This window comes from Streptomyces sp. NPDC127100, from assembly GCF_042724095.1.
In the GTDB taxonomy this organism is placed as follows: domain Bacteria; phylum Actinomycetota; class Actinomycetes; order Streptomycetales; family Streptomycetaceae; genus Streptomyces.
This window is the reverse complement of sequence record NZ_JBHXFL010000006.1, coordinates 194,009-206,698: the sequence shown is the minus strand read 5'-3', so window position 1 is coordinate 206,698 and position 12,690 is coordinate 194,009. Positions and strand designations below refer to the sequence as shown.

The window sequence follows — 12,690 nt, the reverse complement described above, 5'->3', positions numbered from 1 at the left end:
CTGACCGAAGCCGACAAGGAGGGCGCCCGTTTCCTGTCGCTTCACCTGCCGCTGTACTCACCGGTCACTGATCACACTGGTGGATCCCGTCCCCGAGGCAACGAGGATCCATCCATGCACGGCTCGCGCATCACCGCCGTCGGCCACTACCAGCCCGCCGGGGTCCTGACCAACGAGGACCTGGCGGGCATGGTCGACACCAGCGACGAGTGGATCAGGAGCCGGGTGGGCATCCGCACCCGCCGCATCGCCGGACCCGAGGAACCCGTCGACGAGCTGGCCGGCCACGCCGCCGCGAAGGCGCTCGCCGCGGCCGGACTGACGCCCGCGGACGTGGACCTGGTGCTGGTCGCCACGTCCACCGCGATCGACCGCTCGCCCAACACGGCGGCCCGGGTGGCGGCCCGTCTCGGCATGCCCGGCCCCGCCGTGCTGGACCTCAACGTCGTCTGCGCCGGCTTCCCCCACGCCCTGGCCGCCGCCGACCATGCCGTGCGGGCCGGTTCGGCCCAGCGCGCCCTGGTCATCGGCGCGGACAAGATGTCCGAGGTGACCGACTGGACCGACCGCACCACCTGCGTGCTGGTCGGCGACGGGGCGGGGGCCGCCGTCGTGGAGCCCTGCGCCCCGGGCACGGACCCGGGGATCGGTCCCGTCCTGTGGGGCTCGGTGCCCGAGATGGGCAACGCGGTCCGCATCGAGGGCACGCCCCCGCGGTTCGCGCAGGAGGGGCAGAGCGTCTACCGCTGGGCCACCACGAAACTGCCCGCCATCGCGCGCCGGGCCTGCGAACGCTCCGGACTCGAGCCCGCCGACCTCGCCGCCGTCGTCCTGCACCAGGCCAACCTGCGCATCATCGAACCCCTCGCCGCCCGGATCGGCGCCGTGAACGCGGTCGTCGCCCGCGACGTCGTGGAGTCCGGCAACACCTCGGCGGCGAGCATCCCCCTCGCCCTCTCCAAGCTGGTCGAACGGGGCGACATCACGACCGGGGACCCGGTGCTGCTCTTCGGCTTCGGCGGGAACCTCTCCTACGCCGGGCAGGTCGTCCGCTGCCCCTGAGCGGTGCCGCGGGCCGGGGGCCGGCGACCACCGGCACCCGGCGTACCGCCCGTGCCGCGCCCAGGCCCGAACGGCCACGAGCACCGCATCCCCCGAGGTCACAGGCGTTCTCCAGGCCGCCCGGCGCACCGGCCGGGCGGCCTCGCCGTGTTCCGGGCAGTCGGTCCCGGCCCCCGGCTTTGTCCACTCAGTGGAGAAAGTTTGCAGCAATTCATGCGCGACTTCTTCCCACACCGGGCGCCCACTGCTACGTTCCCTCCGAAAGCAAGCCACGGATGTGGCCGGAAAAGCCGGTACACTCAAGCCGATTGAGGCGGGGAGGGGTTCGTGAGACGCATGACGGCACGACCTGCGAACGCCCATCAGGCCCGGCTGCTGCAGCTGTTGCGTGACGGCGGCCCCAACTCCCGCGCCCAGCTCGGCGACCAGGTCGACCTGTCCCGGTCCAAGCTGGCGGTCGAGGTGGACCGGCTGCTGGAGACCGGGCTGGTGGTGGCCGACGGACTCGCCGCCTCGCGCGGCGGCCGTCGTTCCCACAACGTCCGCCTCCATCCCGGACTCCGCTTCCTCGGCGTCGACATCGGGGCGACCTCGATCGACCTCGCGGTCACCAACGCCGAGCTGGAGATCCTGGGACACATCAACCAGCCCATGGACGTACGCGAGGGACCGGTCGCGGTCTTCGAGCAGGTGCTGTCCATGGCCGCCAAGCTGCGGGCCTCGGGTCTCGCGGAGGGCTTCGACGGCGCCGGCATCGGCGTCCCGGGGCCGGTCCGCTTCCCCGAGGGCGTACCGGTGGCGCCGCCGATCATGCCGGGCTGGGACGGCTTCCCCGTACGGGAGGCGCTCAGCCAGGAGCTCGGCTGCCCGGTCATGGTCGACAACGACGTGAACCTCATGGCGCTCGGGGAGCAGCACGCGGGCGTGGCCCGCACCGTCGCCGACTTCCTCGTCGTCAAGATCGGTACCGGCATCGGCTGCGGCATCGTCGTCGGCGGTGACGTCTACCGCGGGACGACGGGCAGCGCGGGCGACATCGGCCACATCCAGGCCGTGCCCGACGGACGCCCCTGCGCCTGCGGCAACCGGGGCTGTCTGGAGGCGCACTTCAGCGGTGCCGCACTGGCCCGCGACGCCACGGAGGCCGCCCAACAGGGCCGGTCCGCCGAGCTCGCGGGCCGGCTGGAGGCGAACGGGGGCCTCAGCGCCGCCGACGTCGCCGCCGCGGCCGCCGCGGGCGACGCCACCGCACTCGACCTGATCCGGGAGGGCGGCCGCAGTACCGGCCAGGTCATCGCCGGCCTGGTCAGCTTCTTCAACCCGGGCCTGGTCGTGATCGGCGGCGGGGTGACCGGCCTCGGGCACAACCTGCTCGCCGCGATCCGCACGCAGGTCTACCGCCAGTCGCTGCCACTGGCGACCGGCAACCTGCCCATCGTCCTCGGGGAGCTGGGTCCCACCGCCGGAGTCATCGGCGCGGCCCGGCTGATCAGCGACCACCTGTTCTCACCCGCGTAGGCACCACTCGTCCCACCCGTGCAGGCACCACCCGCCTCCCGGGCCCCACCAGCACCAGCGCTCCGCCCTGCCCTGCCCTGCTCTGCCCTGACACCGGCCCGCATGCCCGCCGAGGGGACCTCACATGGCACCAGAACCACCGCTGCTCAGCATGTCCGGCATCACCAAGTCGTTCCCCGGAGTCCGGGCCCTGGACGGCGTCGACCTCGACGTCCAGGCCGGCGAGGTGCACTGCCTGCTCGGCCAGAACGGCGCCGGCAAATCCACCCTCATCAAGGTGCTGGCCGGCGCCCACCAGCCCGACACCGGCACCATCCGCTGGCGCGGCGAGGACGTCGTCCTGCGTTCGCCGATCGCGGCCATGCGCCTGGGGATCGCCACCATCTACCAGGAACTCGACCTGGTGGAACACCTGTCGGTCGCCGAGAACGTCCACCTCGGCCACGAGCCGACCACCGCCGGATTCGTCGTCCGGGGCCGGGCGGCCAAGGAGTCGACCGCCCAGCTCCTGAAGCGGCTCGGCCACCCCGAGGTCGACCCCGGGCGGCTCGTCGGTGACCTGTCGGCGGCCCAACAGCAGATCGTGTCCATGGCACGGGCGCTCTCCCACGACGTACGGCTGATCGTGATGGACGAGCCGTCCGCCGCCCTCGACCCGGACGAGGTCGACAACCTCTTCCGCATCGTCTCCGACCTCACCGCCGACGGAGTCGCCGTCGTCTACATCTCGCACCGCCTGGAGGAGATCCGCCGCATCGGCGACCGGGTCACCGTCCTCAAGGACGGCCGGGCCGTCGCCGGCGGACTGCCCGCCGAGTCGACCCCCACCCGCGAGGTGGTGGCGCTGATGACGGGACGCAACGTCGAGTACGTCTTCCCCGAGCGGCCGGCCGCGCCGCCCACGGCGGACCCCGTACTGAGCGTGCGGGGCCTCGCCCGGGAGGGCGAGTTCGCCCCGCTCGACCTCGACGTCCGCCCCGGCGAGATCGTCGGCCTGGCCGGGCTGGTCGGCTCCGGCCGCTCCGAGATCCTGGAGACGATCTACGGGGCCCGCCGGGCGAGCGCCGGACAGGTCGTCGTGGAGGGCCGCCCGCTGCGGCCCGGCAGCGTGCGCGCCGCCGTCCGCGCCGGCCTCGGACTCGCCCCCGAGGAACGCAAGGCGCAGGCACTGCTGATGCTGGAGTCCGTCACCCGCAACGTGTCGGTCTCCGCCATGTCCCGCTTCTCGCGCGCCGGCTGGATCGACCGCGGCGCCGAACTGGGCGCCGCCCGCGCGGCGACCCGCGAGCTGTCGCTGCGGCCCGACAACCCCGCGGTGCCCGTGCGCACCCTGTCCGGCGGCAACCAGCAGAAGGCGGTCCTCGCCCGCTGGCTGCTGCGCGGCTGCCGGGTCCTGCTCCTGGACGAACCCACCCGCGGCGTCGACGTCGGCGCCCGCGCCGAGCTCTACGCGGTCATCCGCCGCCTCGCCGACGAGGGCCTCGCCGTCCTGCTGGTCTCCAGCGAGGTGCCCGAGGTGCTCGGCCTCGCCGACCGCGTGCTGGTGCTGCGCGAGGGCCGCGTCGTGCACGAGGCCCCCGCCCGCGAACTCGACGAACACCGCGTACTCGACCTCGTGATGGAAGGAAGCCCGGCGTCATGACGCAGCACGTGTCCCCGCCACGGGGCGGCACCGACAAGGCGGCACCGGTGGACGGCGCGCCCGCCTGGCGAAGCCTGACGGCCCGCGCCGACCTGCGCACCCTCACCCTGCTCGGCGTGCTCGCCGCACTGGTCCTCATCGGCGGCATCACCCAGCCCGACGCGTTCCTCGACACCCGCAACCTGCAACTGGTCCTCACCCAGGCGTCCGTGATCGGCGTCGTGACCGTCGGCATGACCTTCGTGATCGTCTCCGGCGGCATCGACCTGTCCGTCGGCGCCATCGTTGCCCTGTCGTCGGTGTGGGCGACCACGGTCGCCACCCAGGAGTTCGGCTTCGCCGGCATCCTGTTCACCGCGATCGTCGTCGGAGTGGGCTGCGGGCTGGTCAACGGGGTGCTCATCGCGTACGGCACGATGGTCCCCTTCATCGCCACCCTCGCCATGCTGGCCTCGGCACGCGGCCTCGCCCTGCAGATCACCGACGGCCGCACCCAGGTCGTCACGGTGCCCAGCGTGCTCGACCTCGGCGAACGCGACTCCTACGTGCTGGGCGTCCCGCCGCTCGTCCTGGTGTTCGCGGCCGTCACCGTCGTCGGCTGGCTGCTGCTCAACCGGACCACCTTCGGACGCCGCACGGTCGCCGTCGGCGGCAACGCGGAGGCCGCCCGGCTCGCCGGCATCGACGTCCGCCGCCAGCGGCTCTACCTCTACCTGCTGTCCGGGCTGTGCTGCGGCATCGCCGCCTTCCTGCTGATCGTGCTGGCCGGCTCCGGCCAGAACACCAACGGCAACCTGTACGAACTCGACGCCATCGCCGCCGCGATCATCGGCGGCACGCTCCTCACGGGAGGCCGCGGCACCATCGTCGGCTCCGTGCTCGGCGTCCTCATCTTCACCACGATCACCAACATCTTCGCCCTGAACAACCTGCAGAGCGACGTCCAGCAGATCGCCAAGGGAGCGATCATCGTCGCCGCCGTGCTGGTCCAGCGCCGTACCGCGAGCACGACCTGAGGAAAGGGTTCACCACCATGCAGCAACTTAACGCGAGCCGCAGAGGACTGCTCTTCGGAGCCGCCGCCGTGTCCGCCGGTGCCTTCCTCACCGGCTGCACGAGCAACGAGAGCGACGACGAGAAGCCCGCCGCCAACGACCAGCCGGTCGCCGACGACAAGCCCGGCAAGCAGGTCACCATCGGCTACGCCGGCCCCCAGGCCGACCACGGCTGGCTCAACGCCATCAACGACAACGCCAAGAAGCGCGCCGGGAAGTACTCGGACGTCACCCTCGAGGTCACCGAGGGCTCCAACGACACCGCCCAGCAGATCGGCCAGATCGAGACCCTCATCAACAAGAAGGTCGACGTCCTCGTGGTGCTGCCGGCCGACGGCAAGGCACTCACCCAGGTCGGCCTGAAGGCGATGCGTGCCGGCATCCCGGTCGTCAACCTCGACCGCATCTTCAACAGCCCCCAGGCCTACCGCTGCTGGATCGGCGGCGACAACTACGGCATGGGCCTGAACGCCGGCCACTACATCGGCGAAAAGCTCAAGGACAAGCCCGACGCCAAGGTCATCGAACTGGCGGGCCTGGACAACCTCGAGCTGACCCAGCAGCGCACCAAGGGCTTCGACGACGCCCTGAAGAACTACCCGAACATCAAGAAGGTGGCCCGCCAGGCCGCCGAGTTCACCGTCGAGTCCGGCCAGGCCAAGATGGCCCAGCTCCTTCAGGCCCAGTCGAAGTTCGACGCCCTGTGGAACCACGACGACGACCAGGGCGTGGGCGCGCTGCGCGCCATCGAGCAGGCGGGCCGCGACGACTTCCTGATGGTCGGCGGAGCCGGGGCGCTCTCCGCCTTCCAGGCCATCAAGGCGGACCGCGGCGTCCTGAAGGCCACCGTGCTGTACCCGCCGACCATGGCCGCCTCCGCGATCGACCTGGCCCGCGCGCTCGGCCAGGGCAAGGGGGTCGGCGGACTCGCCGAGTTCGAGATCCCCTCGACGGTCACCTGCTACTCGGCCGTCGTCGACAAGGAGAACGTGGACCAGTACATGTCCACCGGCTTCAAGTGAGGCCGGCCGCCCCGCGGACCTGACCAGTCCGCCGGGCGGGGCCCACCCCCACCGCGCCACCACGACGAGGAGGACATCCGCATGGGACAGCCGCAGCAGCCCGAGGGGGCCGGGCCGGAGCCGGCAGCCACCGGTACCGGAACCGGAACCGGGAACACTGCCACGGGGGCGTCAGCCGGCAGACCACCGCTGCGCGTCGGCATGGTCGGCTACGCCTTCATGGGCGCCGCCCACTCCCAGGGCTGGCGCACCGCCGGCCGGGTCTTCGACCTGCCGCTGAACCCGGTCATGACCGCCATCTGCGGCCGGGACGCCGACGCCGTCCGCGCGGCGGCCGACCGGCACGGCTGGGCGAGCACCGAGACCGACTGGCGGACCCTGGTGGAGCGGGACGACATCGACCTCGTCGACATCTGCACGCCCGGTGACAGCCACGCCGAGATCGCGCTGGCCGCCCTCGCCGCCGGCAAGCACGTGCTGTGCGAGAAGCCCCTCGCCAACACCGTCGCCGAGGCGGAGGCGATGACCCGCGCCTCGGAGGAGGCCGCGGCGCGCGGGCAGCTCGCCATGGTCGGCTTCAACTACCGCCGGGTGCCCGCCACCGCGCTGGCCCGGCGCATGGTCGCCGAGGGGCGCGTCGGCCGGCTGCGGCACGTGCGGGTGACGTACCTCCAGGACTGGCTGGTGGACCCGCAGGCCCCGCTGACCTGGCGGCTGCAGAAGGAGCTGGCCGGCTCCGGCTCGCTCGGCGACCTGGGCGCGCACATCGTCGACCTCGCCCAGTACCTGACCGGGGAACGGCTGGCCGGCGTCTCCGCCCTCACCGAGACCTTCGTGCGGGAGCGTCCGCTGCCCGGCGGCGAGGCCCGGGGCCTGTCCGCCGCGTCGGCGGCCGGCACGGGGGAGGTCACCGTGGACGACGCCGCCGTGTTCACCGGCCGCTTCACCTCCGGCGCCCTCGCCTCCTTCGAGGCCACCCGGTACGCCACCGGCCGCAAGAACGCCCTGCGCATCGAGCTCAACGGGGAGCGCGGTTCGCTCGCCTTCGACCTGGAGCGGCTCAACGAGCTGTCCTTCCACGACGGCACCGAGCCGGGGGAGCACGCCGGTTTTCGGCGCATCCTCGTCACCGAGCCCGAGCACCCCTACCTGAACGCCTGGTGGCCGCCGGGCCACGGCCTGGGCTACGAGCACACCTTCGTCCACCAGGCGCGCGACCTCGTCCACGCGGTCGCCGAGGGCCGCAGGCCCGACCCCTCCTTCGCCGACGGGCTCCAGGTGCAGCGGGTGCTCGCGGCCGTGGAGGAGAGCGCCGAGAAGAACTCCGTCTACACCCCCGTCGCCATCACGTCGTCCGTCGTCTGAGGAGGCCAGAAGCGCATGCCGCGCAACTTCACGCTGTTCACCGGGCAGTGGGCCGACCTGCCCCTGGAGGAGGTCTGCCGGCTCGCCCGCGACTTCGGCTACGACGGCCTCGAACTCGCCTGCTGGGGCGACCACTTCGAGGTCGACAAGGCCCTCGCGGACCCGTCCTACGTCGACTCCCGCCACCAGCTGCTCGACAAGTACGGCCTGAAGTGCTGGGCGGTCTCCAACCACCTCGTCGGGCAGGCGGTCTGCGACGCCATCATCGACGAACGCCACCAGGCCATCCTGCCCGCCCGGATCTGGGGCGACGGCGACGCCGAGGGAGTGCGCCGGCGTGCCGCCGCCGAGATGAAGGACACCGCCCGCGCCGCGGCCCTCCTCGGCGTCGACACCGTCATCGGCTTCACCGGCTCCGCCATCTGGCACCTGGTCGCCATGTTCCCGCCCGTGCCCGAGTCGATGATCGAACGCGGTTACTGGGACTTCGCGGAACGCTGGAACCCGATCCTGGACGTCTTCGACGCCGAGGGAGTGCGCTTCGCGCACGAGGTCCACCCCAGCGAGATCGCCTACGACTACTGGACCACGCAGCGGGCCCTGGAGGCGGTCGGCCACCGGCCCGCGTTCGGCCTCAACTTCGACCCCTCGCACTTCGTCTGGCAGGACCTCGACCCGGTCGGCTTCCTGTGGGACTTCCGCGACCGGATCTACCACGTCGACTGCAAGGAGGCCCGCAGACGCCTCGACGGCCGCAACGGCCGCCTCGGCTCCCACCTGCCGTGGGGCGACCCGCGGCGCGGCTGGGACTTCGTCTCGGCCGGACACGGCGACGTCCCCTGGGAGGACGTCTTCCGCATGCTGCGCTCCATCGACTACCGCGGCCCGGTCTCCGTCGAGTGGGAGGACGCCGGCATGGACCGGCTCCAGGGCGCACCCGAGGCCCTCGCCCGGCTGAAGGCGTTCGACTTCGAGCCGCCCAGCGCGTCCTTCGACGCCGCCTTCAACAGCTGATCCACACGTCTCGACAGCAGGTCGGTACGGGGGCCGGAACGTCCGCCGGTCCCCGGTCCGACCTGCCCGGAACCCGCTTTGTCCTGGGCGGGGTAAAAGTTCAACTACTCGCGCTCCAAGGGGTATTCGCGCAGGACAAACGCGGCTACCGTCCCTGATGTGTTCAGGACACACACGCCTCCGGGGTGACGGCGCACCCCGGCGCCCGCACCGCACGTCTCCGCACCCGTTCCGTACGGCCCATCCCGTTCCCGGAGGGACTTCGTGCACAGAAGCAGACTCAAAGGCACCGACCCCACGAGGCGGCCAGGACTTCGCACCACCCTCGCCCTGATCACCGGCCTCGCGCTGGCGGTGGCCACCCCGGCGACCGTCGCCGGCGCCCGGCCCGGCGGCGCCGCACCCGGCCAGGCGGCGGCCCCCGCCGCCGCCGAGGGGCAGTTCCAGCAGGTACCGCTCGCCAAGGGCGAGCCCGAGATGGGCGAGCCGATGTCGCTCGCCGTCCTCCCGGACCGCAGCGTCCTGCACACCGCCCGCGACGGCACACTGCGCCTCACCGACCAGGGGGGCGTCACCAAGGTCGCCGGCCGCATCCCCGTCTACAACCACGACGAGGAGGGTCTGCAGGGCGTCGGCATCGACCCCGACTTCAAGAACAACCGGGCGATCTACCTCTACTACGCCCCGCCGCTCGACACCCCCGCGGGAGACGCCCCCGAGACCGGCACCGCCGAGGACTTCAAGAAGTTCGACGGCGTCAACCGCCTCTCCCGCTTCGTCCTCAACGCCAACGGCACGCTGGACATGGCCAGCGAGAAGAAGGTCCTGGACGTCGCGGCCTCCCGCGGCACCTGCTGCCACGTCGGCGGCGACATCGCCTTCGACGCCGAGGGCAACCTCTACCTGTCGACCGGCGACGACACCAACCCGTTCGCCTCCGACGGCTACACGCCGATCGACGAGCGTCCGGACCGCAACCCGGCCTTCGACGCCCGCCGCAGCGCGGGCAACACCAACGACCTGCGCGGCAAGATCCTGCGCATCAAGGTCGCCGAGGACGGCTCGTACACGATCCCCGAGGGCAACCTCTTCGCCCCCGGCACCGAGAAGACCCGCCCCGAGATCTACGCGATGGGCTTCCGCAACCCGTTCCGCATCAGCGTCGACAAGAAGACCGGCACGGTCTACGTCGGCGACTACGGCCCCGACGCCGGCGCCGCCGACCCGAAGCGGGGCCCGGCCGGACAGGTCGAGTTCGCCAAGGTCACCAAGGCGGCCAACTTCGGCTGGCCGTTCTGCACCGGCGACAACGACCCCTACGTCGACTACGACTTCGCCACCAAGGCCTCCGGCGGGACGTTCGACTGCGCCGCCCCCAGGAACACCTCGCCGCACAACACGGGCCTCACCGACCTGCCGCCCGCGCAGGCCGCCTGGATCCCCTACGACGGCGGCTCCGTACCCGAGTTCGGCAGCGGCTCCGAGTCCCCGATGGGCGGCCCGGTCTACCGCTACGACCCCAACCTCGACTCCAAGGTGAAGTTCCCCGAGGAGTACGACGGCGACTTCTTCGCCGGCGAGTTCGGCCGCCGCTGGATCAAGCGGATCGAGCAGACCGAGGACGGCACGGTCGCGAAGATCAACGACTTCCCGTGGACCGGCACCCAGATCATGGACATGGAGTTCGGCCCCGACGGCGCGCTCTACGTCCTCGACTACGGCCTGTCCTGGTTCCAGGGCGACAAGGACTCCGCGCTCTACCGGATCGAGAACGCCGCCGACGGCTTCTCCCCGATCGCCGAGGTCAGCGCCGACCGGACGTCCGGCGCCGCCGGCCTGAAGGTCACCTTCACCGGCTCCGCCGAGGACGCCGACTCCCCGGAGCTCACCTACAGCTGGGACTTCGGCGACGGCACCAAGGGCGAGGGCCTCACCCCGACCCACAAGTACAAGAAGACCGGCACCTACACCGCGACCTTCACCGCGAAGGACCCCGAGGGCAACACCGGCAACGCCAGCGTCCGCGTGGTCGTCGGCAACACCGAGCCCACGGTGCGGATCGAGGTGCCGGGCAACGGCAGCATGGCCGCCTTCGGCGAGCCCGTCCCCTTCAAGGTGACCGTCACGGACCCCGAGGAGACCGTCGACTGCTCCAGGGTCAAGGTCGCCTACAGCCTCGGACACGACTCCCACGCCCACGAGCTGACCAGTGAGACGGGCTGCGAGGGCACCCTGAAGCCGCCCGCCGGCGACGGCGGCCACGACCCCAACGCCAACATCTACGGCGTCGTCGGCGCCAGCTACACCGACGGCGGGGCGAACGGCCAGGAGGCCCTGACCGGCACCGCCCGCGCCGTGGTCCAGCCGCTGCACCGCCAGGCCGAGCACTTCACCGCCCAGCAGGGCGTGTCACCGATCGACAAGACCGGCGCCAACGGCGGCAAGACCGTCGGCGACATCCACGACGGCGACTGGATCTCCTTCGGCCCCTACCGGTTCGACGGGCAGAAGAAGATGACCGTACGGGCCTCCTCCGGCGGCTCCGGCGGCTTCGTCGAGCTGCGCACCGGCTCGCCCGACGGCCCGCTCCACGGCTCGGCGTACATCCCGCCGACGGGCAGCTGGGAGACCTTCCAGAACGTCGACGTGCCGCTGCGGGCCCTGCCCAGGAAGACCACGGACATCTACCTGGTCTTCCGGGGCGGCGACGGCGCGCTCTACGACGTGGACGACTTCGAGTTCTCCAAGGAGCCCTTCAAGCAGGGCAAGAAGGTCCTGGTCTTCTCGAAGACCGCGGGCTTCCGGCACGACTCCATCCCGGCCGGCATCGCCGCCCTGAAGGAGCTCGGCGCCCCGGCCGGCATCACGGTCGACGCGACCGAGGAGGCCCGGCAGTTCACCACCGCCAACCTCGCCAAGTACGACGCGGTGGCCTTCCTGTCCACCACCGGCGACGTCCTCGACGCCGACCAGCAGAAGGCGTTCGAGAACTACGTCGCCAACGGCGGCGGCTACCTGGGCATCCACGCCGCCGCCGACACCGAGTACGACTGGAAGTTCTACGGCGGCCTCGTCGGCGCCTACTTCCAGTCGCACCCGGCCATCCAGAAGGCCACCGTCCGCGTCGAGGACCACGACCACCCGGCCACCGCCCACCTGGGCGACACCTGGGAGCGCACCGACGAGCTGTACAACTACCGCACCAACCCGCGCGGACAGGCCAAGGTCCTCGCCACCCTCGACGAGACCACCTACCAGGGCGGCACCATGAAGGGCGACCACCCGATCGCCTGGTGCCAGCCCTACGAGGGCGGCCGCTCCTTCTACACCGGCCTCGGCCACACCAAGGAGTCCTACGCCGACGAGACGTTCCGCGCCCACCTGCTCGGCGGCCTGCAGTACGCCACCGGCCAGGTCAAGGCCGACTGCAAGCCGGCCAAGGGCTACCGGAAGATCTTCAACGGCCAGACCCTGGACGGCTGGAAGCAGGCCGGCCCCGGCAGGTTCACCGTCAAGGACGGCACCCTGGAGACCGAGGGCGGCATGGGCCTGCTCTGGTACCAGGCCAAGGAGCTGAAGTCGTACTCCCTCAAGCTCGACTGGAAGATGCAGGGCGACGACAACTCCGGCGTCTTCGTGGGCTTCCCCGCCTCCGACGACCCCTGGTCCGCCGTCAACAAGGGCTACGAGATCCAGATCGACGCCACGGACGCGCCCGACCGCACGACCGGTTCGGTCTACACGTTCAAGGCGGCGAACATCAAGGCCCGTGACCAGGTACTGCGCCCGCCGGGCCAGTGGAACTCCTACGAGATCAAGGTCCAGGGCGAACGCCTCCAGGTGTTCCTCAACGGAGTCAAGATCAACGACTTCACCAACAAGGACCCCGAGCGGAGCCTGACCGACGGCTACATCGGTCTGCAGAACCACGGCGCCGACGACCAGGTCTCCTTCCGCAACATCCAGCTGAAGGAACTGCCCGAGTAGGGCAACCGGAACGGCGGCGGGCGGA

The 12,690-nt window shown here is 71.5% G+C and carries 8 protein-coding genes; all 8 read left to right on the top strand.

Annotated features, from left to right (window positions below; genetic code table 11):
- The first annotated feature begins 114 nt into the window (after nucleotides 1-114).
- The 8 genes from ACFWJB_RS09890 (at nucleotide 115) to ACFWJB_RS09855 (ending at nucleotide 12,665) form a co-directional block, all read left to right on the top strand.
- On the top strand, nucleotides 115-1,062 hold the full coding sequence (locus ACFWJB_RS09890) for a beta-ketoacyl-ACP synthase III (protein ID WP_386921435.1): 948 nt from the start codon (nucleotides 115-117) through the stop codon (nucleotides 1,060-1,062).
- A gap of 336 nt (nucleotides 1,063-1,398) precedes the next feature.
- Entirely contained in the window at nucleotides 1,399-2,580 is a 1,182-nt protein-coding gene (locus ACFWJB_RS09885) for an ROK family protein (RefSeq protein WP_385463507.1), read from the top strand.
- Between the two features lie 124 nt (nucleotides 2,581-2,704).
- Complete coding sequence (locus ACFWJB_RS09880; RefSeq protein ID WP_385463504.1) at nucleotides 2,705-4,222, top strand: sugar ABC transporter ATP-binding protein; 1,518 nt, start codon at nucleotides 2,705-2,707, stop codon at nucleotides 4,220-4,222.
- Nucleotides 4,219-5,238 carry an ABC transporter permease gene (locus ACFWJB_RS09875; RefSeq protein WP_385463501.1) on the top strand — a complete coding sequence of 340 codons (1,020 nt, stop codon included), beginning with the start codon at nucleotides 4,219-4,221 and terminating at the stop codon, nucleotides 5,236-5,238. Before ACFWJB_RS09880 ends, ACFWJB_RS09875 begins: the two co-directional genes overlap by 4 nt.
- 17 nt (nucleotides 5,239-5,255) lie before the next feature.
- Entirely contained in the window at nucleotides 5,256-6,299 is a 1,044-nt protein-coding gene (locus tag ACFWJB_RS09870; protein WP_385463498.1) for a substrate-binding domain-containing protein, read from the top strand.
- 81 nt (nucleotides 6,300-6,380) lie between these two features.
- A complete protein-coding gene (locus ACFWJB_RS09865; protein ID WP_385463495.1) occupies nucleotides 6,381-7,664 on the top strand; it encodes a Gfo/Idh/MocA family protein in 1,284 nt (427 codons plus the stop codon).
- A gap of 15 nt (nucleotides 7,665-7,679) precedes the next feature.
- A complete protein-coding gene (locus ACFWJB_RS09860; RefSeq protein ID WP_386921431.1) occupies nucleotides 7,680-8,678 on the top strand; it encodes a sugar phosphate isomerase/epimerase family protein in 999 nt (332 codons plus the stop codon).
- Nucleotides 8,679-8,942: 264 nt separating this feature from the next.
- Entirely contained in the window at nucleotides 8,943-12,665 is a 3,723-nt protein-coding gene (locus ACFWJB_RS09855; protein ID WP_386921429.1) for a ThuA domain-containing protein, read from the top strand.
- The last annotated feature ends 25 nt before the right edge of the window (nucleotides 12,666-12,690 follow it).